Genomic DNA, 21,438 nt, shown 5'->3' on the forward strand with positions numbered 1-21,438 from the left:
GTTATACCTTCGCCACGAGTGGGCGACCCAGCAGGCCTTGGGGACGGAAGATCAGAATCACTACCAGCAGGCCGAAACTGAACACGTCTTTGTAGTCGGAGTTGATCAGGCCGGAGAACTGCGACTCGGCCACCCCCAGGATCAGCCCGCCGAGCATGGCGCCCGGCAACGAACCAATGCCGCCCAGGACCGCTGCGGTAAACGCCTTGATGCCGATGACGAAGCCGGCGAAGAAGTCGAAGGTGCCGTAGTTCATGGTGATCAGCACGCCGGCCAGTGCCGCCATGGCCGCGCCGATGATGAACACGTAGGAAATGACCCGGTCGGTATTGATGCCCAGAATCGAGGCCATCTTGCGATCCTGCTGCGTGGCGCGGCACATGCGGCCCAGCTTGGTGTACTTGATGATGTAGGTCAGTACGCCCATGCCGACGAAGGCGGCGATCAGGATGAAGATTTTGGTGTAGGTGATCTGTACGAAGCCGCTGCCGACATCGAAGCGCATGGCGCCTTCGAGCAGGGTCGGTACGCCTTGCTGGCGTGGGCCCTGAGCGATCTGCGCGTAGTTCTGCAGAATCAGGGAGATGCCGATCGCACTGATCAGCGGCGCCAGACGGGTCGAGTTACGCAGCGGTTTATACGCCACGCGCTCGATGACGAAGCCGTACACACCGGTCACCACAATGGTGAAGATCAGTGTGCCGAGAATCAGAAAGGGGAATGACTCAACGCCGAAGAACGACAGTACGGCGAGGCCAATGGCTGCGAGGTAGGCGGAGATCATGTACACGTCGCCGTGGGCGAAGTTGATCATGCCGATGATGCCGTAGACCATCGTGTAACCGATGGCGATCAGGCCATAGACCGAGCCCAGTGTCAGGCCGTTGACCATTTGCTGCAGGAAAATACCGTCCATCACGCACGCTCACGAACTTGAAAGGCCAGCCTGACGCGCGGCGACCATTCCCTCGTGAGGAACAGAGCGGCGCACACAGTGGCAACAGAAGAAATCCGGCGCCGCTGTCAGACAGCGCCGATTACCGGATCAGAACGTTTCCCGGCTCACCCCCGGGAAACGGCCGATCCGAATAAGCGCTTAACTCACTTCTGCTTTTCGAGTTGGTGATATTTGCCGTCCTTGTCCCACTGGTAAACCACGTAGTCAGAGACTTTCAGGTCGCCCTTGGTGTCCCAGGCTTTCTCGCCCATGACGGTTTTGACAGGATGGGCTTTCAGGAACTTGGCAGCGTCCTCGCCTTTGTTCGACTTGGCGCCGTTAAAGCCAGCAGCCAGGGCCTGAACCGAAGCGTAAGCGTAGAGGGTGTAGCCTTCTGGCTCGTAGCCGGATTTGCGGAACTGCTCAACCACAGCCTTGCTGTCTGGCAGCATGCGCGGGTCGGCGCCGAAGGTCATGTACACGCCATCGACGTATTGCGCGCCGCCAGCGGTGGTCACCAGCTCGTCGGTCACAACGCCGTCGTCGGACATGAACTTGACGTCTTTCAGGCCTTGCTCACGCAGTTGGCGAACCAGTGGACCGGCTTCCGGGTGCAGGCCGCCGAAGTAAACGACGTCAGCGCCAACGGAGCGGATCTTGGTGACCAGGGCGCTGAAGTCTTTTTCGCCACGGGTCAGACCTTCTTCCAGCACAGGCTTCACGCCGCGCTTGGTCAGCTGCTTGGCGGTGGCGTCTGCCAAGCCTTTGCCGTAGGTGTCTTTGTCGTTGATGACGGCGATCTTCTTGCCCTTGAGCACGTCGACGATGTAGTCGCCGGCAACGACGCCTTGCTGATCGTCACGACCGCACATGCGGAACATGGCGCTCAGGCCGCGCTCGGTCACGGTCGGGTTGGTGGAGCCAGGAGTGATCGCGATGATGCCGGCTTCGTCATAGACTTCCGACGCCGGGATGGTCGAGGAGGAGCAGAAGTGACCGACAACGCCGGCGACTTTGTCAGACGCGGCCTTGTTGGCGACGGCAACGGCCTGTTTCGGTTCGCACGCATCGTCGTAGGCGGTCAGGACGATTTTGTCGCCGTTGACGCCGCCCGCAGCGTTAATGGCATCGGCAGCCGCTTGAGCGCCCTTCATGTACTGCTCGCCGAATGAGGCGTTGGCGCCGGTCATCGGGCCTGCAACGCCGATCTTGATGTCGGCTGCCTGCGCAAATGAAGCCGCACCCATGGCAGTAGCCACGGCGAGTGCGAGAAAGCCTTTTCTGTAGAACGTCTGCGACATGAGTTGGTGCTCCTGGGTTTTTTAATTAGCACTGCGACCACAGAGCTGCTGCGAGCAAGTGGCGTGCCATCGGTTTTTTATTCTTGAGAAACTCGTCGTTTTGTCGCTATCCGACTGATTTCTGCCCTTTTTCACGGGGCGTGCAACCGTCTAAACCGCGCAAGGTGCAACCTCGCGACTTTAAAAGAGCAACCCTGGCGAGACAGCCGCGCAACCGCGCCGTTCTCACCTGTACAACCCTGTTGTTACAGCGTGCGTCACCGAACTGCACACCGTCGGTGCGGATCCGCTACGGGCCGCACCATTTGAGGGTAGTGGATGTAGGAGAAAGCGTTGTTTTGGAGAGAGAATTCTTCTTAGATTACGATTCTGAGGCACTGTCCCGCATGGTATAGCGAAAAGCCAGCCTCGTACAAAGAACTGCGCAGTCCGACGGCCGCCAGCGGCTGCATCTGCGCAAAGGGGATGGGTAAAACACTGGCGTTGCCGCTGCACAGGTAATCGGCGAATGCTTTGCCGACGACCGTCCCAGTGGTGTTGCCGCGTCCGTTGTAACCGGTGACCGCGACCAGTCCTGGTGCAGGCTCGAACATTCGCAGCAAGTGATCGGGCGTGAACGCGATGCAGCCGGTCCAGGTGCATTCCCACTCGACCGTTTTGAGGTACGGGAAATAATGCTGTTGCACACGATCGGCCCACGCTTTGAGAAACCAGCCAGGCTTTTGATTGCCATTGCCCAGACTGCCCAACAACAACCGGCCATCGGCATCGCGACGGATGCTGCTGAGCACCTGCCGCGTGTCCCAGGAGCCCTGCCCGCCCGGTAAAATCCGCTGCGCCGCGTCTTCGGTCAGCGGCCCCGAGGCCACTTGATAGTAATAGCCGGGGAAGAAGTTGCGCCGAAGCTCCGTCCACTCGCCCTCGGTGTAGGCGTTGGAGGCGATGACGACTTGCTCGGCAAGCACCGCGCCGCTTCCAGTGATCACGCACCAGCGCGAGCCTTGTCGCTCAAGGCGTCTGACCGGCGAGTGGTCGAAACGCTGACCGCCCAATTGCGTGACGGCCGCCGCCAGCCCGCTGGTATAGGCCATCGGATTAATGGTGCCCGCGCGGTGATCAAGTAAAGCGGAGGTGATCTCGGTGGTGCCGGTCGCTTCCTGACAGGCCTTGCCGGTGAGCAATTCCACAGGCGCGCCGCGACGTTTCCACTGTTCCTCACGGCTGCGCAGGTCCAGCTCGCCTTTGGCGTTGTGGGCCATGTGCAGCGTGCCTTTGCGCGTCGCCTGGCAGTCGATGCCGTATTTTTCGATGAGGCTGAAGACCAGCGACGGCGCGTTGCCGAGCATGGTGTTGAGCTGGCTGCCGACTTTCTCGCCGAATCCGGCTTCGATTTCGTCAGGCGGAATCCACAGGCCGGCATTGACCAGTCCCACGTTTCGGCCGGACCCGCCCTGCCCGGTGCGATGAGCTTCGACGACAGCGACCGTCTTGCCTTGCTCAAGCAGATGAAGGGCCGCCGACAAACCCGTGATGCCTGCGCCGATGACGCACACATCGACCGTCACTTCCCCGCTCAAGGCGGGCGCCTCCGGCCTTTGCGGCGTCAGCGTTTCCCACAGACATTCTTCGCGTAACGGCATCGCAAAACCTCGGAAAGAGACAGCCAGACCATTGATCGTTCCCACGCTCCGCGTGGTAATGCATGCGCGCGGATGGCTTAAACCTGTAGGAGCGTGGCTTGTCCCGCGATCGGCTGCGCAGCAGTCGTAATGCGTTTCCCCGGTTGATTCAGACAAACCGGGTTCAAGAACTTACTGCCGGTGCGCGCCAGATCGCGGGACAAGCCACGCTCCTACACAAACCATCAATCAAACGTAATGCCCTGCGCCAGCGGCAGTTCGCGGGAGTAGTTCACCGTCGCGGTCTGGCGACGCATGTAGCCTTTCCAGGAGTCCGAGCCGGATTCGCGGCCACCGCCGGTTTCTTTCTCGCCACCGAACGCGCCGCCAATCTCTGCACCACTCGGGCCAATGTTGACGTTGGCGATGCCGCAATCGCTGCCCAGTGCCGAAATGAACTGCTCGGCCTCGCGCACGTCGGTGGTGAAGATGCAGGACGACAAACCTTGGGGCACGTCGTTGTTCAGGCGCACCGCCTCGCTGAATTCTTCGTACCCGACCACGTACAAAATCGGCGCGAAGGTTTCGCTGCGCACGACCTCGCTCTGTTCCGGCATCTCGACGATGGCCGGCGAGACGTAATACGCGTTCGGGAATTTCTCCTCCAACTGGCGCTTGCCGCCGAACACCTTGCCGCCTTCGCTCAACGCCTGCTCCAGCGCTTCCTGCATGTTTTCGTAGCTTTGCTTGTCGATCAGCGGACCGACCAGATTGCCTTCCAGCGGATGCCCGATGCGCACTTTGGCGTACGCCGCTTTGAGGCGCTCGACGAACTCCGCCTTCACCGACGAGTGCGCAATCAAACGGCGCAGGGTGGTGCAGCGTTGACCGGCCGTGCCGACGGCGCTGAACAGCACCGCGCGCACGGCCAGATCCAGATCGGCACTCGGGGTCAGAATCATCGCGTTGTTGCCGCCCAGCTCCAGAATGCTGCGGGCGAAACGTGCAGCGAGTTTCGGCGCCACTTCGCGGCCCATGCGCGTGCTGCCAGTGGCGCTGATCAATGCGACGCGGATGTCATCGACCAATGCCTCACCGGCTTCGCGGCCGCCGACAATGCATTGGGTGAGGTACTGCGGGGCATCCGAAAATTCAGCGGCGACTTTATCAAACAGGGCCTGACAGGCCAGCGCAGTGAGGGGCGTTTTTTCCGACGGTTTCCAGATCACCGCGTTACCGCAGACCAGCGCCAGCGCGGTGTTCCACGACCAGACCGCGACAGGGAAGTTGAACGCGCTGATAACGCCGACAACCCCCAGCGGATGCCAGGTCTCACGCATGTGGTGGCCCGGGCGCTCGGAAGCGATGGTCAGGCCGTACATCTGGCGCGACAGGCCGACGGCGAAGTCGCAGATGTCGATCATTTCCTGCACTTCACCCAGCCCTTCCTGAGTGATCTTGCCGGCTTCCCACGACACCAGCTCACCGAGGTCGGCTTTGTGCTTGCGCAGCGCTTCGCCAAACAGACGAATCAGCTCGCCGCGACGGGGTGCAGGCACTTTGCGCCAGGCTTCGAAGGCGTGATCGGCGCGGGTGATGCGCTGCTCGACTTCGGCGGCGCTTTCCCAGCTCACCGACGCGACCTGGCTGCCATCGATCGGCGTGTGAACAGGCTTGTCACCCTGTTGATAAAGCGCGGCGTCGACACCGAGTCGGGTAAGCAGGTCGTTGAGCATGGTTTCTCCTGAGACTGATCGTAAGCGCAAAAGCGGAATGCCAAATATGGGTTACTTCGTCAGCCTCTAGTAATAGCTGGCCGGCGACACTGCAACAAACGACGATTAAGCGAGATATCATTCCGTTTTTTCATGCTGACGCTGAACGAGCCGAATATGCTGAGCAAACGCCATCTCCCGTCGGTCACCGCGCTGCAATGTTTTGAAGCGGTGACCCGTCACCTTAGTTTCACCCGCGCGGCCGAGGAGCTGAACCTCACCCAGAGCGCGGTCAGCAAGCAGGTCGCCCAGCTGGAAGAATTGGTGCAGCACCTGTTGTTCCGACGGGTGCGTCGACGCCTGCAACTGACGCCAGCCGGTGCGCTGTACTTGGGAGAGGTGCGCAAAGTGCTCACGCAGATGGAAATGTCGACGCACTTCCTGCGTTCCTACGGCGGCGAAACCGAAGTCCTGCGGGTGTCAACACCCTCGACCTTCGGCGCCCGCTGGCTGGTGCCACGGCTCAAGGGCTGGCGCTTGCGTCATCCGCACATTCATCTGGATCTGGTCAACGAACAGGAGAGCGATGATGTAGCCCAGAGCCGCTGCGACCTGTCGTTCTATTTCGGCGGTGGCGCCCGACCCGGTGCGGAGAGCGTGAAGCTGTTCAGTGAAGAGCTAGTGCCAGTATGCGCTCCCGGCAGCCTGCCCGATGAACCCTTCACCGATCCTACGCAACTGACCGATCTGGTCCTGCTGCAAAACGCGCACCGTCCCCAGGCCTGGCATGACTGGTTCGACAGTCAGGGTCACCAGACCGAGCACAGCTACCACGGCCCGCGCTTCGAAACGATCTATATGTGCATTCGTGCGGCGCAAGTGGGCTGCGGCGTCGCGCTGCTGCCCCGGTTTCTGGTGGAGGAAGAGCTGACGGACGGCAAGCTGATCATCCCCTGGCCCCACGCCCTGCCCAGTCAGGACGCCTACTACCTCGCATACCCGGAGCACGCGGCCGAAGTGCCGAAGATCCGCGTGTTCGTGGAGTGGATGCTCGAACAGCTCAACGAGCCAACGCCGAAGTAAAAACATTCCCGGCTAAAGCCGGTCCTACTGACGTCGCGCAATCTCATAGTAGGACCGGCTTCAGCCGGGAAAAGGCCAGTTTGCGCACCATCAAATCTGCGCCGTGACCACCGACGCCTTCCCGGCTAAAGCCGGTCCCACACGTTGGGGTTCCAGCCAGCCCCATTGGATGCACGCGATGCTTTAGTGGGACCGGCTTCAGCCGGGAAGAGGCCAGTTTGCGCACCATCAAACCTGCGCCGTGACCACCGACGCATTCCCGGCTAAAGCCGGTCCCACACGTTGGGATTCCAGCCAGCCCCAGTGGATGCACGCGATGCTTTTAGTAGGACCGGCTTCAGCCGGTAAGAGGCCAGTTTGCGCACCATCAAATCTGCGCCGTGACCACCGATGCCTTCCCGGCTAAAGCCGGTCCCACACGTTGGGGTTCCAGCCAGCCCCATTGGATGCACGCGATGCTTTTAGTGGGACCGGCTTCAGCCGGGAAGAGGCCAGTTTGCGCACCATCAAACCTGCGCCGTGACCACAGACGCCTTCCCGGCTAAAGCCGGTCCTACAATTGGAGTTCAGGCCAGTCCATGGAATCGGAGTTCCAGCCAGTCCTGCCAGGTGCAGGCAGTCAGTCGCTGAAACATTTCTGCCCCTCTTCCACGACGACTGGCATTATGTCGGCCATCGTCAATAACAAACCGGACGTACCGCCACAGCGCTACCGCAAGGTTGTATGCGACATCCAATTGAATCCCGGGCCGCACCTTGGCGGCCGCTGCTGGCTGGAGCGACACAATGAGTGAGAGCGCTTTCGCGGACCGCATCGTGCAGAACCTGCTCGATACCGACCTCTATAAGCTGAGCATGATGCAGGCCGTGCTGCACAACTACCCCAACGTCGAAGTGGAGTGGGAGTTTCGCTGCCGCAACGGTGAAGACCTCCGGCCGTATCTGGCCGAGATCCGCCATCAGATCGAGCAGCTCTGCGACCTGTCGCTGAGTGTCGAGGAGACCGGCTTCCTCGAACGCATCAACTTCATGAAGCCCGACTTCCTGCGTTTCCTCGGGCTGTTCCGCTTCAACCTGCGCTACGTCCAGACCACCATCGAAAACGACGAACTGTGCATCCGCCTCTCAGGCCCCTGGCTGCACGTGATCCTTTTCGAAGTGCCCGTCCTGGCCATCGTCAGCGAAGTCCGCAATCGCCATCGCAACCCGGAAACCCTGCTCAGCCAGGCCCGCGATCAGCTGTACCGAAAAATCGACTGGCTCAACGCAACCGCCACCGCTGATGAACTGGCGGAATTGAAGGTGGCTGACTTCGGCACCCGCCGGCGCTTCTCCTACGCGGTGCAGGAAGACGTCGTTTCGGTGCTGAAAAAGGATTTCCCCGGCCAGTTCGTCGGCACCAGCAACGTGCACCTGGCGCGCAAATTCGACCTCAAACCCCTCGGCACCATGGCCCACGAGTGGATCATGGCCCATCAGCAACTCGGCCCGCGGCTGATCGACAGCCAGATTGCCGCCCTCGATTGCTGGGTCCGCGAATACCGCGGCCTGCTGGGTATTGCGCTGACAGACTGCATCACCACCGATGCCTTCCTCGGTGATTTCGACCTGTTCTTCGCCAAGCTCTTCGACGGCCTGCGCCACGATTCGGGCGACCCCGTGCAGTGGGCCGAAAAATGCATCCGGCATTATCAAAAGCTGGGCATCGAGCCGATGAGCAAGACCCTGGTGTTCTCCGACGGGTTGAATCTGCCCAAGGCGCTGGAAATATTCCGTGCGCTGCGGGGTCGCATCAACGTCAGCTTCGGGATCGGCACCAACCTGACCGCCGACATCCCGGGGATCCAGCCGATGAGCATCGTGCTGAAAATGACTGCCTGCGCCGGCCAGCCCGTCGCCAAGATTTCCGACGAGCCCGGCAAAACGCAGTGCAAGGACCCGGAGTTCGTGTCCTATCTGCGCCACGTATTCAAGGTGCCAGCCTGAGTCGAGCACCGACCGCCGCCCCTTTTTATGCCATTCCTTTTTTGCTCGAGGAGTCAATCATGCAAGACGTACAGCGCGAGATCGCCCGGCAGCTCAACGTCCAGCCGCCCTTTGCCAATGACCAGGCGCTGCAGGCGGAAGTCAGCCGCCGCGTGCAATTCATCAAGGACTGCCTGCATAACGCCCGTCTGAAAGTGCTGGTGCTGGGCATCAGTGGTGGCGTGGATTCGCTGACAGCGGGTCTTATGGCCCAACGCGCCATCCGCGAGCTGCGTGAAAGTACCGGCGACAATGCCTACACCTTCGTCGCCGTGCGCCTGCCGTATCACATCCAGCACGACGAACACGAAGCCACGGCATCGGTTGATTTCATCAACCCGGACGAGCGCCACACCGTGGACATCGCGCCCTCGGTGAAAGCGCTGGTTGATCAGATCAAAGCCTTCGAGGGCCAGCCGGCCAATACCGTGGATTTCGTCAAAGGCAACATCAAGGCCCGGGCGCGGATGGTCGCGCAGTACGCCATTGCTGGCGTGAAAGGCGGTCTGGTCATCGGCACCGACCATGCGGCTGAAGCGGTCATGGGCTTCTACACCAAGTTCGGCGACGGGGCCTGCGACCTGGCGCCGTTGAGCGGTCTGGTGAAGAACCAGGTCCGTGCGATCGCCCGCAGCTTCGGCGCGCCACAGAACCTCGTCGAGAAAGTCCCCACCGCGGACCTCGAAGAACTGGTCCCCGGCAAACCGGACGAAGCGGCCCACGGCATCAGCTACGCAGAAATCGACGCCTTCCTGCACGGCGAACCGGTGAAGCAGGAAACCGCCGAGATCATTGTCAGCACCTACCGCAAGACCCAGCACAAGCGGGATCTGCCTTACGCGCCATAACGCTCGGCCACAAGGACGCCCGATGGGTTTGATTGAAAATTCATCGGGCATCAGTACCGCTGCATTCAAAAACGGAATGAACCCGTTATTTCTTTTCGCTTGATGGCGCTCGCCATCACGGCTTACATAGCGCTCTGACTTCCCGCCCAGAGCCGCTAACCATGACTGCTTTCCAAGGCCTCTTCACCCTCGTTGCGTCCACCGTCGGCCAGCCTGCTGCGGCATGGCTGGAAGACCGCGTCGAGGTGCCGCAGGCGCTGGGCGGGTTTTCCTGGTCCGAGGAGGCGGTCCATCGGGTCTGGCTCGCCGAAGCGTTGAACCTCTGCCTGTTCCACAAGTTGGTAGAGGCCGTGCCCGACGGGCTTCATTATGTGGACGAGCAATCCGAGAGCGGCCGCAAGGTGGTGTTTGATCATGGCGCCATCCGCACCGTCGACTGGGCGGACAACGGCGAATTGCCGCGCGGTCGTCAGGCCTTCTCGCGCCTGCTCGAGCCGCTGGGTTTCACCGATGTGCGCACCTATCCGCTGACCAAACTGAACATGACCGGTTGGGGCTATCGCCAGATGGACCTGCCAGAAGACATCGCGCAGTTCTTCGTCTCCGAACTGCACCCCGGCCGACTCAGTCAGTCGTTTCAAGAGGCGGTCAGCCGCGTCGTCGGTTCGAGCCGCGACCCGTTGAGCCCTGAAGACTTGAGCGTGCTGAATCGCCTGCGCACCACCCGGCATTGCAGCCTGGCCGAAGCCACGCGCCTGCTGCCGGCCCTGTATCGCGCGTTTGGCCGCCAGCACGGCGTCGTTCGGGAGGATGACTATCGCCAGCTGCTGAGCGAAAGCGCGGAAATGGCGTGGATCGCCACCGAGGGCAACAGCTTCAATCATCTGACCGATCGGGTGGTGGATCTGGAAGCGACGGTGGCCGAACAGAATCGGCGCGAACGGCCGATGAAGGACAGCATCGAGGTGTCAGGTTCGGGAAGGGTCATGCAGACCGCGTACAAGGCCTGCACGGTGAGCCGAGGGCTGATGAATGCCGAGGGCGTCGTCGTGGCGCACAAGGTGCCGGGCTCATTCGTGGAGTTCATTCAGCGCAAGATCGACCCTGACAACGGCAAGATCGATCTCAACTTCGACAGCAGCAACGCGCAGGGCATCTTCAAAATGACCGACTCGAAGCAGCCCTAGCGGTCACTTCAGGCTGACGGTGCCTTTCATCATGCCGATGTGGCCGGGGAACGAGCAGAAAAAGCCGTATTTCTCGGCCGGGTCCAGCTTGGAGACGTCGAACGTGACCGAATCATTCTCGCCTCCGCCGATCACTTTGGTGTGAGCAATAACGCGCGCGTCACCGTCCTTCAGATAATCCTTGTCGATGCCGACGCTCATGCCGTCTGTGGCGATCTGCGACATGTCATCGTATTTGCTAATGACCAGATTGTGACCCATGACGGCCTTCGGCAGGCTGCCGGAGTGTTTCAGGTTGACGGTGAACTGCTTGCAGCTCTTGTCGATTTCGATGGCCTTGGTGGTGAACGTCATCTGGTCGGTGGAATCGACTTCGACCGAGCATTCCGCCGCCAGAAGGTGCCCACTGGCCAAAGTCAGAATGGATGCAGCGACAAGCTTGCGAATCATGGTGCGTCTCCTGGTGGGCAGCCTTGGATTTTGCATACAAAGACTGACCTGAATTAGAACAATTTATCAACCGTTATGACCGGTCACCTCTGGGCGGCCTCTATCAGTGCCATCAAGACAATCAAACAGTCAGCGCTACGATGGCTGCATAAGATCGCGCTGTCACCTATCTTCAGGACGATCCCATGCAACTCTCCAGCATTTTCCGCAGCTTGCTCGCCGCTTACGCCTGTGGCGCATCGGGTAGTTACGACCGCGCCAGCCAGGATTACGGCGTCTACCAACGCGCGTTTTCCGCAGGCTACGACCTGTAACGGCGGGCGACCGACCGGGATATATGACTGGGTGAAGAAAAATACCACGCCGGCTTTGCACCATTCTCAGGCAGAATGTGCTGACTTATCGTCTGCCTCGAGGACTGCCCATGGCCAAACCCAACTATTCCTTCGCCAAACGCCAACGTGATCTGGCAAAAGAGCAAAAGAAAGAGGAAAAAGCACAGCGCAAGCAGGCTGAGAAGGCTGAAGCAGAGGCCGGAGAAGCTGCAGTTGTAGACGGCGAAAACGCCGAAGGCTCTTCCGAAGCCGAACACTCTACCGATGCTGAAGGCTCCGCTGACGTAAAAGGCTCCGCCGAAGCAAAGCCCGCTGAGTGATCGTCTGATTCAGCGCAATGGGATGGATGAACGCGAAACCTCTAGGAGTGAGCTTGCTCGCGATGGGATTTTCGCCATGATCCATCCATTGGCTGACACCCCCTGATCGCCAGTACGCTCACAGCCCCGTCGACAGCAACGCCCACCTACCCCGCAATCGGCATCACCGTGACGCGCACGTCCGGGTCATGGCTCCCGCCCCCCAGAATCACCCCTCGCAACGGCGACACGTCCGAAAAATCCCTCCCCCACGCCAGACTGATGTGCTCAAGCGCAGGCTGAACGTTGTTGGTCGGATCGAAATCCACCCACCCCAGCACCGGACAGAACACTGACACCCACGCGTGGGACGCATCGGCACCGATCAGCCGTGGCTGACCGGGCGGCGGCTGGGTCAGCAGATAGCCGCTGACATAACGCGCCGCCAGCCCGCGCGACCGGACGCACGCCAGCATCAAATGAGCGAAGTCCTGACAGACGCCACGGCGGGTTTCCAGGACCTCCACCAACGGCGTCGCAACCTGAGTCGCCTCGCCGTCAAACGTGAATTCTTCGAATATCTTCTCCATCAGCGCCTGCGCGCACAGCAGTACCGGCCGCCCCGCGGGAAAGCAACTGGCGGAGAACTCGACAAACGTCTGCTTCAGGTGCACGTAGGGCGATTCGAAGCGATAGCGGCAGGCATCAAGGATATCCGGCGCCATTCTCGACGCGCTGTAGGTCAGCCGGTGCTGGGCCTCATCCCACGAAGCGGAAGCATTGAAATCCAGCAGCGGGCGTTCCAGCACTTCAATGCGCAGGCGCGCGTTGACCTGCAGCTCATCGTGGGGGCGTTCGAACGCCAGACGCGTCAGCGGATTGCCGAACACGTCCAGTTCATCGCGGCGCGTGGTCGGTGTCGGGCTGATGACTAGGTGCTGCTCCAGACAACGCTGCCAGGGACTGCGCCGCGGCCACAGATGCGCAAGTTGCTGGGCCAGGGAAACCGGGCTGTCGTATTTGTAGTGCGTGTCGTGGAGGATCTGATACTGGGCACTGTTCATCAGACCGACACCGTGCGCTGACTGACATCGTCGACGTGGGCGAAATGACGCAGCGCAAGCCGGTCAGAAACATGGCCGCTGGTATCGCCTATGGTCTGCAGCAAATCCGCCAGCCCATCCAGCGCCGCTTTGACGCTGCTCTCGCCGAAGAGCCCTTCTTCCAGGCAACCCAGATCGAACATCGACAGCCGCTGAATCAGCGCCGCGAGACTGTTGTCCTGGGGCACGCCGAAATCCTCGTTCATGCGTTTCACCGAGCGGGCCACCAGCTTGAGCTGAAACAACACCGCGTGGGGGTTCTGATCGTCCAGCACCAGCAAATCGAGCACCGGGATCAACTGCGGCAGCGCCAGATAGCGCGAGCGGTAAGTGATCCCGCTGTTACCCAGTTCAAGCAGCCCGTCCAGCGCATCCTGATGAAATACCGCGTCGCTGCGCAGGAATGCCGCCAGCGTCGTGCACAGAAACTGCAAGCGCTCGATGCGCCGCCCGATCATCAGGAAGCGCCAGCCCTCGTCGCGGGTCATGTCGTCCAAGGCAAAACCGGACAACGCCGCCAGTGACATCACCAGCCGGTTGAGGAAATCCAGCAGCTCGCCGAAATCAGGGGTTTCGGTCTCCAGGCTCATCGCTTCCCGCTGCAACTCCACCAGCGCCTGCCAGTTCTCGCGGGACAACTTGCCGCGTACTTGGGACGCCGCCCACTGCAAGCGCTGCAAGTTGGAGCGCAGGCTGAACGGCCAGTCGTCACCCAACAGCGCTTCGAGCAGACGCTCATGCAGCTCGCTCGGTGCTTCTTCGTCTTGAAGCGGCAGGAGGTTCAACCGTTCGGCCAGCTCGACCGCTGCTTGCAGGGCGACCGGATCATCACCGTCGACATAGCGCGTGAGCATGATTCGCAGCAGGCGCGCGCTGTTGTCGCAGCGCTCGCAGTAGCGGCCGAACCAGAACAGATTTTCCACCACCCGCGACGGCAGATACGGGTCGCGACGTACCAGGTCGTGCACACCCAGGGAATGGCGATGTTTCCACGGTTCGCTGCCGAGCGGACGCTCGCCAAGAATCCAGGTGTCCTTGCTTGCGCCGCCGCGCTGCATCGACACCACGTCGGCGTCGGCATCGGCGGCCACGCGGGTCAATCCGCCCGGCAGGACGCGATAGCCATCGGCGGTGGCCACTGCGTATACGCGCATGCCGATGGCGCGGGGCTGCAGCTGGCTGTCCTCGCCCTGCCAAACCGGCGCGTGGGACAACTGCGCCAGTTCTTGAGCCACGTAGGCATAGGGCCTGGCCTGCATGCGCGCGGACAGCGCCTGACGCGCTTCCTCGCTGAGATCGCGGCCGAACACCGGGGCGAAACTCTGGGACGGGAATGCAGGTTTGATGAGCAGCTCCGGCATCTTCTCCAGCGCCTGCGCCAGCACCGGCGGCTCGCCGCACCACCACGTGGCGATCGACGGCAGCAACAGCTCTTCGCCAAACAGGTGTTCGTTGATCTTTGGCAGAAACCCCAACAGCCCCGGCGATTCCAGCACGCCGCTGCCCAGGGCGTTGGCAACCAGCACACGCCCCTGACGCACCGCCTGCAGCAGGCCGGGCACGCCCAGCGCTGAATCTGTGCGCAGTTCCAGCGGATCGCAGAAGTCGTCGTCCAGACGGCGCATGATCGCGTGAACACGACGCAGGCCGCTGAGGGTTTTCAGGTACACCGTGGCGTCGCGTACGGTCAGGTCGCTGCCTTCCACCAGCGGATAGCCCAGCTGACCGGCCAGATAAAGGTGCTCGAAATAGCTCTCGTTGAAACGCCCGGGCGTCAGCAACACCACCAGCGGTGCTTCGTGGCTGGTCGGTGCCTGGCGCGCAAGTGTTTCCTGCAGCGACCGAAAGAAATTGGAGAGGTGCTGGACCTGCAGATCCCGGTACAACTCGGGAAATGCTCGCGACACGATCAGGCGGTTTTCCAGCGCATAACCGGCACCCGACGGCGCCTGAGTCCGGTCGGCGGTCACCCACCAGCGACCGTCGGGCGTGCGCGCCAAGTCCACTGCGTACACATGCAGGAAGGTGCCTTCGGGGGGCGTTACGCCCTGGCATGGCCAGAGAAAATTATTGTGGCCGAACACCAGTTCCGACGGCAGCAGTCCTTCGGCGATCAGTTCCTGCGGACCGTAGAGATCAGCCAGCACGGCATTGAGCAGACGCGCGCGCTGGGCGATGCCGGCCGCCAGCGGCTGCCACTCTTCCATTGGAATCACGTGGGGCAGCATGTCCAGTTCCCAGGGCCGATCGGCACCCTTGGGGTCGGCATAGACGTTATAGGTCACGCCGTTTTCCTGAATCTGCCGGGCGAGCAGCGCCTGACGCTGGATGAGCTGCGCAGGTGTACTGCGCTGGAGATGCTCGTACAGACGCTGCCAGTGCGGCCGAACGGCGCCGCTGGCATCCAGCATCTCGTGATAGGTACCCGGGGTGAGCGGATATTGATCAAGCAGGTCAGGCATGGAAGGCTCGGCAGGCAACAAAAGGACTCGAATCAACAGCGCTTAGACTAGCGCAGACAACATGACACGCAGGCGCCGCTTTCCACGTTTCAAACGTGCGGCACGGCGACCTGATCCCACGTCAGGTCGCCGGCGCGGCTACCGATGCAGGCGCAGGTCCAGGGTCATCGGCAGCTCATCGTTGAGGGTCAACGCGGGAACCTCACGTTTGCCGGGACTGTGGCCGACCCGGAAGAACCGCGCCAGACGTCGGCTTTCCGCTTCATTGGCGTTCACCGGCAGGGTCTCGTAATTGCGCCCGCCAGGGTGGGCGACATAGTACTCGCAGCCCCCCAGCGAGCGCTGCATCCAGGTGTCGAAGATGTCGAAGACCAGCGGCGCATGCACCGGGATTGTCGGCTGCAAGGCATTGGTCGGCTGCCAGGCGCGGTAACGCACGCCGGCGACGAACTCGCCGACGCGCCCGGTCGGTTGCAGGGGCACCGGCACGCCGTTGCAGGTGAGCGTGTAACGCTGCGGCGGCAGACCCGTGACCTTCAGCTGCAAGCGCTCAAGAGACGAGTCCACGTAGCGAACCGCGCCACCGGCTGCACCCTCCTCGCCCAGCACGTGCCACGGTTCCAGCGCCTGACGCAGCTCCAGCTCGATGCCGCTGACGGCGTAGTCGCCGACCTTCGGAAAGCGAAACTCTAGATGCGCCGCGAACCACTCGCCGCGCACGGGATAACCCGCGTCGTTGAGCTCGGCGATAACGTCGGCAAAATCCTGGTCGATAAAGTGCGGCAGCATGAAGCGGTCATGCAGCTCGGTCCCCCAGCGCGCCAGTTTCACCGGTGCATAGGGCTCGCGCCAGAAACGCGCGACCAGTGCCCGAAGCAACAGCTGTTGCGCCAGGCTCATGCGCGCGTGCGGCGGCATTTCGAATGCCCGCAGTTCCAGCAGTCCCAGCCGCCCGGTAGCACCGTCCGGCGAGTACAGCTTGTCGATGCAGAATTCCGCGCGATGGGTATTGCCGGTCACGTCGATCAGCAGGTTGCGCAGCAGCCGGTCCACCAGCCACGGCGCGCATTCCTCGCCCGGCGCGGGCATTTGCGAAAAGGCGATTTCCAGCTCGTACAGCGAGTCATTGCGCGCTTCGTCGACCCGCGGTGCCTGGGAGGTCGGGCCGATGAACAATCCGGAGAACAGGTAGGACAGCGACGGGTGGTTATGCCAGTAGCTCAACAGGCTGCGCAGCAGATCCGGCCGACGCAAGAAGGGCGAGTCGCCCGGCGTCGCGCCACCGAGGACAAAATGGTTACCGCCGCCGGTGCCGGTGTGGCGCCCGTCGATCATGAATTTCTCGGTGGTCAGCCGGGTCAGACGCGCCTGCTCGTAGAGAAACTCGGTGCGTTCCACCAGCTCATCCCAGGTGGACGACGGCTGTACGTTCACTTCAATCACGCCAGGATCCGGGGTGATGCGGAAGTTCGCCAGACGCGGATCGCTCGGCGGCTCGTAACCTTCCAGCAACACCGGGCAGCGCATGTCCTCGGCCGTCGCTTCAATGGCGGCAACCAATTCCAGATAGGCCTCAAGGGATTGCAGCGGCGGCATGAACAGATACAACCGTCCGCCCCGTGCTTCGGCGCTGAGTGCCGTGCGGGTGAGCCAATCGGCAGACTCGTCGATCTCGGGTTCGCGGTCGACGCTCGGATCGCCCTGCTCCGACAGGCTGTTCAGTCGCGACTGAACCTCGTCGCGGTCGGGCAGCTCGGCAAATGCCTGATTGTGGTCGGTCGGGTGGATGTAGGGATATTCCGCCGCCTTGACCCATGGCTGCGAGGCCAGCGGCAGGCGATAGCCAAGGGCGGAATCCCCCGGCACCAGGCGGCAATGCTCGTCGCGCAGGTACCAGCGACCGCTCTGCCATTGATCGTCGGCGGCGGTTCGCGCCAACGGCAGAACGTGGCCAATGATCGTGTCCAACCCTTGGGAAAACACTTTGCGCAGACGGGCGCGCTCAAGGGGGTCCTCAAGACGTGAGGCTTCGGCGCTGACGTTTTTGGGCAGCGCGCCCTCGCGCCACAGGTAATAGAAATTGTCTTCGTACGCCGGGAAAACGTAACGCGTCGGCAGCTTCAGCCTCTCGGCAACGCTGCGCAGGAAACTGCCCGCCATCTCGCTGTCGGCGCCATAGTCCCGGGTTTCATCAGCGATCAGCGCATTGTTGCGCCACACCGGTTGCCCGTCCCTGCGCCAGAAGCAGTTCAGCGACCAGCGCGGGAGTTGCTCACCGGGGTACCACTTGCCCTGACCGAAATGAACGATGCCCTGGGGCGCGTAATGGTCTCGCATGCGCTGGTACAGCTCGGCGGAGAGCAGGCGCTTCTTCGGCCCCAGCGCAGCGGTGTTCCATTCCTCGCCGTCACGGTCGTCGATGGACACAAAGGTCGGCTCGCCGCCCATGGTCAGGCGCACGTCGTGGGCAACCAGATCGCTGTCGATCTGGCGTCCCAGCGCTTGAATGTCCTGCCACTGCGCTTCGGTGTAGGGCTGGGTGACGCGCGGCGCTTCCCAGATACGCTCCACCGACATCTCGTGGGTGAACTCGGTGTTGCAAGGCTCGACCATGCCACTGATCGGGGCCGCCGAAGACGGCTCGGGGCTGCACGCCAGCGGAATGTGCCCCTCACCTGCGAACAAGCCTGAGGTCGCGTCGAGGCCCACCCATCCAGCGCCCGGCAGGTACACCTCGCACCAGGCGTGCAAGTCTGTGAAATCAATGTCAGTGCCAGACGGTCCGTCCAGCGCTTTGACATCGGCCTTGAGCTGAATCAGATAACCGGACACGAACCGCGCGGCGAGGCCCAGGTGACGCAGCAACTGCACCAGCAACCAGGCCGAATCACGGCAGGACCCCGACGCGTTTTCGAGGGTGTATTCCGGCGTCTGAATGCCCGGTTCCATACGGATCAGGTAACCGATGTCGTTGGCCAGACGCTGGTTGAGCCCCACCAGAAAGTCGATCGCCGGAATCGGCGTGCGGTCGATGCTGTCCAGGTACGCCTGGAATCTTGGAGTCAGCGGCAGCTTTTCCAGATAGGGCTGCAGCTCGTGGTGCTCTTCTCGGGCATAAGTGAAGGGGATCTTCTCGGCATAGGGCTCAAGGAAGAAATCGAACGGATTGAACACCGCCATTTCGGCGACCAGGTCCACTTCGATGCGCAACTCGCTGGTCTTTTCCGGGAACACTAACCGCGCCAGGTAATTACCCTGCGGGTCCTGCTGCCAGTTGATGAAGTGGTTTTCGGGGAGGACGTTCAGCGAATACGACAGCACACGCGTGCGGCTGTGGGCCGCCGGGCGCAAGCGGACGATCTGCGGACCCAGCTCTACCGCGCGTTCGTAGCGGTAATGCGTGACATGGTGCAAGGCAATGTGAATCGACACGGCGTGCCTCCTGCGAGCCTGGACGGTAACGGAGCTGCGCAAGACTTATGCCACCCCGGCAAATCAGGCGCCCCCGGTGTGGAGGTTGCCTGTTCAGCCAGGCACAGCACCAAAATCGCGCCACCCTCAACGAATGGTGCAAGGGTCGCACGGAAATGAGGCGGGTGGGGTTATTTGCACTGGAATGCAAAACGCCAGCTCGAAAGCTGGCGTTTTGTTGTTCGGTATCGCGCGGCGCGGGACCTTAGCGTGGAAAGACCGGCTGACGCGAAGGCTTCTTGCTTTTGCCGCCTTTGCCACCCTTGGCGGCATCAGCGCGTTCCTTGGCGGCGTCCCGGTTACGAGCTGCCGCAGCGGCCTTGGCCTCTTCGCGCTTGTCCCAAGGCTTGCTGCCGTCGCTCGCACGTTGAGGCAAACCCGTGTGCTGCGTCAGGATCTTGGTGGTCTTGGCGACCTTATGACTACCGGCCGGCGTCGAGTTCTTGCGGCGCGCGCTCTGATAGCTATCGGTTTCAACCTGATGCAGCGGAATCAACTGGTGCTTGCCCGGCCCGATCAGATCGGCACGGCCCATCCGCTCAAGCGCTTCACGCAGCATCGGCCAGCCCTTCGGATCGTGGTAGCGCAGGAACGCCTTGTGCAGACGGCGCTGCTCCTCGCTCTTGACGATGGTGACCGAGTCGCTCTTGTACGTGACCTTGCGCAACGGGTTCTTGCCGGAGTGGTACATGGCCGTCGCACTGGCCATCGGCGACGGATAGAACGCCTGCACCTGATCCGCACGGAAGCCGTTGCCCTTGAGCCACAGCGCCAGGTTCATCATGTCTTCGTCGGTCGTGCCCGGGTGGGCCGCGATGAAGTAAGGAATCAGGTACTGCTCTTTACCCGCCTCCTTGGAGTACTTCTCGAACATGCGCTTGAACTTGTCATAGCTGCCAATGCCCGGCTTCATCATCTGGTTGAGCGGGCCTTCTTCGGTATGCTCAGGCGCAATCTTCAGGTAACCGCCGACGTGGTGCGTCACCAGTTCCTTGACGTACTCGGGAGATTCAACGGCCAGGTCGTACCGCAGACCGGACGCGATCAGAATCTTCTTCACGCCGGGCAGTTCACGGGCGCTGCGGTACAGCTGAATCAATGCCGAGTGATCGGTGTTCAGGTTCGGGCAGATACCCGGGAACACGCACGACGGCTTGCGGCACGCCGATTCGATTTCCGGGCTCTTGCAGGCGATGCGATACATGTTCGCCGTCGGCCCGCCGAGGTCGGAAATCACGCCGGTGAAACCAGGGACCTTGTCCCGGATCTCTTCAATCTCGCGAATGATCGAGTCGTGGGAACGGTTCTGGATGATCCGGCCTTCGTGCTCGGTGATCGAGCAGAACGTACAGCCGCCGAAGCAGCCGCGCATGATGTTCACCGAGAAACGGATCATGTCGTAGGCCGGGATCTTCTCCTTGCCATACACCGGGTGCGGAATGCGCGCGTAAGGCATGCCGAACACGTAGTCCATTTCTTCGGTGGTCATCGGAATGGGCGGAGGATTGAACCAGACGTCCACTTCGCCGTGCTTCTGGACCAGTGCGCGGGCGTTGCCCGGGTTGGTTTCCAGGTGCAGGACGCGGTTGGCGTGGGCATAGAGCACCGCGTCGCCGCGCACTTTTTCCATCGACGGCAGACGGATGACCGTCTTGTCGCGAGTCATGCGCGGGCTCGCCAGAATCTGCACGACCTTCGCTTCGTTCGGATCCTCAACGTCACCCTTTTCCTGCTCGATGGCACAGGCCTGGGTGTCCTGAGTGTTCACGTACGGGTTGATGATCTTGTCGATCTTGCCTGGACGGTCGATACGGGTGGAATCGACTTCATACCAGCCTTCCGGCGTATCACGGCGAATGAATGCCGTGCCGCGGACGTCGGTGATGCTTTCGATCGTCTCGCCATAAGACAGGCGGGTCGCCACTTCGACGATGGCCCGCTCGGCGTTGCCATACAGCAGGATATCGGCGCAGGCGTCGATCAGGATCGAATTGCGAACCTTGTCCTGCCAGTAGTCGTAGTGAGCGATGCGGCGCAGCGATGCTTCGATGCCACCCAGAACGATCGGCACGTTCTTGTAGGCTTCCTTGCAGCGCTGGCTGTAGACCAGACTCGCACGGTCCGGACGCTTGCCCGCCATGCCGCCCGGCGTGTAAGCATCGTCGGAGCGAATCTTTTTGTCGGCGGTGTAACGGTTGATCATCGAGTCCATGTTGCCGGCCGCGACGCCGAAGAACAGGTTCGGCTCGCCGAGCTTCATGAAGTCGTCTTTTGACTTCCAGTCAGGCTGGGCAATGATCCCGACGCGGAAGCCCTGGGACTCCAGCAGCCGGCCAATGATTGCCATGCCAAACGAGGGGTGATCGACGTAGGCATCACCCGTGACAATGATGATGTCGCAGGAATCCCAGCCAAGCTGATCCATTTCTTCCCGGCTCATGGGCAGGAAAGGCGCTGGTCCGAAACATTCGGCCCAGTACTTCGGATAGTCAAATAACGGCTTGGCTGCTTGCATATCGATGACCAGTGTTCGTGTCTGGGGGCGATTTTCGCTTGGAAATTCGCGGGCGCGGAGAATAGCACAAATTTTGATCAAATCCGAC

The 21,438-nt window shown here is 61.5% G+C and carries 15 protein-coding genes; 6 read left to right on the forward strand and 9 right to left on the reverse strand.

Features of this window, described 5'->3' with window-relative positions:
* Position 1: 1 nt before the first annotated feature.
* From IFT99_RS22720 to amaB, 4 genes are all read right to left on the reverse strand, one after another.
* Positions 2-916 (reverse strand): ABC transporter permease subunit, encoded by a 915-nt coding sequence (locus tag IFT99_RS22720; RefSeq protein WP_065987780.1) that lies wholly within the window; start codon positions 914-916, stop codon positions 2-4.
* Between the two features lie 185 nt (positions 917-1,101).
* The gene (locus tag IFT99_RS22725; RefSeq protein WP_192135310.1) at positions 1,102-2,238 is read right to left on the reverse strand and encodes an ABC transporter substrate-binding protein; all 1,137 of its coding nucleotides are present in this window, start codon (positions 2,236-2,238) and stop codon (positions 1,102-1,104) included.
* Between the two features lie 356 nt (positions 2,239-2,594).
* Positions 2,595-3,878 (reverse strand): L-pipecolate oxidase, encoded by a 1,284-nt coding sequence (gene amaA / locus IFT99_RS22730; RefSeq protein ID WP_192135311.1) that lies wholly within the window; start codon positions 3,876-3,878, stop codon positions 2,595-2,597.
* Positions 3,879-4,102: 224 nt separating this feature from the next.
* The gene (amaB, locus tag IFT99_RS22735; protein ID WP_065987783.1) at positions 4,103-5,593 is read right to left on the reverse strand and encodes an L-piperidine-6-carboxylate dehydrogenase; all 1,491 of its coding nucleotides are present in this window, start codon (positions 5,591-5,593) and stop codon (positions 4,103-4,105) included.
* 156 nt (positions 5,594-5,749) lie between these two features.
* On the opposite strand from amaB, the gene IFT99_RS22740 reads away from it, so the two are divergent.
* The 4 genes from IFT99_RS22740 (at position 5,750) to IFT99_RS22755 (ending at position 10,715) form a co-directional block, all read left to right on the forward strand.
* A complete protein-coding gene (locus tag IFT99_RS22740; RefSeq protein WP_192135312.1) occupies positions 5,750-6,655 on the forward strand; it encodes a LysR family transcriptional regulator in 906 nt (301 codons plus the stop codon).
* A gap of 786 nt (positions 6,656-7,441) precedes the next feature.
* Positions 7,442-8,641, forward strand: coding sequence for a nicotinate phosphoribosyltransferase (gene pncB, locus IFT99_RS22745; protein ID WP_065987784.1), 1,200 nt, complete (start codon positions 7,442-7,444; stop codon positions 8,639-8,641).
* A gap of 59 nt (positions 8,642-8,700) precedes the next feature.
* Positions 8,701-9,528: an ammonia-dependent NAD(+) synthetase gene (nadE, locus tag IFT99_RS22750; protein ID WP_192135316.1), complete on the forward strand. Its 828-nt coding sequence runs from the start codon at positions 8,701-8,703 to the stop codon at positions 9,526-9,528.
* Positions 9,529-9,689: 161 nt separating this feature from the next.
* Positions 9,690-10,715 (forward strand): DUF1338 domain-containing protein, encoded by a 1,026-nt coding sequence (locus tag IFT99_RS22755; RefSeq protein ID WP_192135318.1) that lies wholly within the window; start codon positions 9,690-9,692, stop codon positions 10,713-10,715.
* Between the two features lie 3 nt (positions 10,716-10,718).
* Here the strand turns inward: IFT99_RS22755 and azu are convergent, their stop codons facing one another.
* A complete protein-coding gene (gene azu, locus IFT99_RS22760; protein ID WP_192135320.1) occupies positions 10,719-11,165 on the reverse strand; it encodes an azurin in 447 nt (148 codons plus the stop codon).
* Positions 11,166-11,350: 185 nt separating this feature from the next.
* On the opposite strand from azu, the gene IFT99_RS26530 reads away from it, so the two are divergent.
* Complete coding sequence (locus tag IFT99_RS26530) at positions 11,351-11,479, forward strand: hypothetical protein (RefSeq protein WP_274605159.1); 129 nt, start codon at positions 11,351-11,353, stop codon at positions 11,477-11,479.
* Between the two features lie 110 nt (positions 11,480-11,589).
* Entirely contained in the window at positions 11,590-11,820 is a 231-nt protein-coding gene (locus tag IFT99_RS22765; RefSeq protein WP_065987788.1) for a hypothetical protein, read from the forward strand.
* 146 nt (positions 11,821-11,966) lie between these two features.
* Here the strand turns inward: IFT99_RS22765 and IFT99_RS22770 are convergent, their stop codons facing one another.
* The 4 genes from IFT99_RS22770 to IFT99_RS22785 form a co-directional block, all read right to left on the reverse strand.
* Positions 11,967-12,863 carry a transglutaminase family protein gene (locus tag IFT99_RS22770; RefSeq protein WP_192135321.1) on the reverse strand — a complete coding sequence of 299 codons (897 nt, stop codon included), beginning with the start codon at positions 12,861-12,863 and terminating at the stop codon, positions 11,967-11,969.
* A complete protein-coding gene (locus IFT99_RS22775) occupies positions 12,863-15,364 on the reverse strand; it encodes a circularly permuted type 2 ATP-grasp protein (RefSeq protein ID WP_192135323.1) in 2,502 nt (833 codons plus the stop codon). The genes IFT99_RS22770 and IFT99_RS22775 overlap by 1 nt, the downstream gene beginning before the upstream one ends.
* 138 nt (positions 15,365-15,502) lie before the next feature.
* On the reverse strand, positions 15,503-18,796 hold the full coding sequence (locus tag IFT99_RS22780) for a transglutaminase family protein (RefSeq protein WP_192135325.1): 3,294 nt from the start codon (positions 18,794-18,796) through the stop codon (positions 15,503-15,505).
* 244 nt (positions 18,797-19,040) lie between these two features.
* Positions 19,041-21,350, reverse strand: a complete 2,310-nt coding sequence (locus IFT99_RS22785) for a YgiQ family radical SAM protein (protein WP_108119052.1) — start codon at positions 21,348-21,350, stop codon at positions 19,041-19,043.
* Between the last annotated feature and the right edge of the window lie 88 nt (positions 21,351-21,438).

Origin of the sequence: Pseudomonas sp. CFBP 8772, assembly GCF_014841665.1 — a bacterium.
Classification (GTDB): domain Bacteria; phylum Pseudomonadota; class Gammaproteobacteria; order Pseudomonadales; family Pseudomonadaceae; genus Aquipseudomonas; species Aquipseudomonas graminis_B.

Bases quoted from the DNA above. Each gene is read 5' to 3' on its own strand.
- IFT99_RS22785 (WP_108119052.1), bottom strand. From the start codon at position 21,350: ATGCAAGCAGCCAAGCCGTTATTTGACTATCCGAAGTACTGGGCCGAA.
- IFT99_RS22720 (WP_065987780.1), bottom strand. From the start codon at position 916: ATGGACGGTATTTTCCTGCAGCAAATGGTCAACGGCCTGACACTGGGC.
- IFT99_RS22755 (WP_192135318.1), top strand. From the start codon at position 9,690: ATGACTGCTTTCCAAGGCCTCTTCACCCTCGTTGCGTCCACCGTCGGC.
- nadE (WP_192135316.1), top strand. From the start codon at position 8,701: ATGCAAGACGTACAGCGCGAGATCGCCCGGCAGCTCAACGTCCAGCCG.
- azu (WP_192135320.1), bottom strand. From the start codon at position 11,165: ATGATTCGCAAGCTTGTCGCTGCATCCATTCTGACTTTGGCCAGTGGG.
- pncB (WP_065987784.1), top strand. From the start codon at position 7,442: ATGAGTGAGAGCGCTTTCGCGGACCGCATCGTGCAGAACCTGCTCGAT.
- IFT99_RS22770 (WP_192135321.1), bottom strand. From the start codon at position 12,863: ATGAACAGTGCCCAGTATCAGATCCTCCACGACACGCACTACAAATAC.
- amaA (WP_192135311.1), bottom strand. From the start codon at position 3,878: ATGCCGTTACGCGAAGAATGTCTGTGGGAAACGCTGACGCCGCAAAGG.
- IFT99_RS22765 (WP_065987788.1), top strand. From the start codon at position 11,590: ATGGCCAAACCCAACTATTCCTTCGCCAAACGCCAACGTGATCTGGCA.
- amaB (WP_065987783.1), bottom strand. From the start codon at position 5,593: ATGCTCAACGACCTGCTTACCCGACTCGGTGTCGACGCCGCGCTTTAT.
- IFT99_RS22775 (WP_192135323.1), bottom strand. From the start codon at position 15,364: ATGCCTGACCTGCTTGATCAATATCCGCTCACCCCGGGTACCTATCAC.
- IFT99_RS22740 (WP_192135312.1), top strand. From the start codon at position 5,750: ATGCTGAGCAAACGCCATCTCCCGTCGGTCACCGCGCTGCAATGTTTT.
- IFT99_RS26530 (WP_274605159.1), top strand. From the start codon at position 11,351: ATGCAACTCTCCAGCATTTTCCGCAGCTTGCTCGCCGCTTACGCCTGT.
- IFT99_RS22725 (WP_192135310.1), bottom strand. From the start codon at position 2,238: ATGTCGCAGACGTTCTACAGAAAAGGCTTTCTCGCACTCGCCGTGGCT.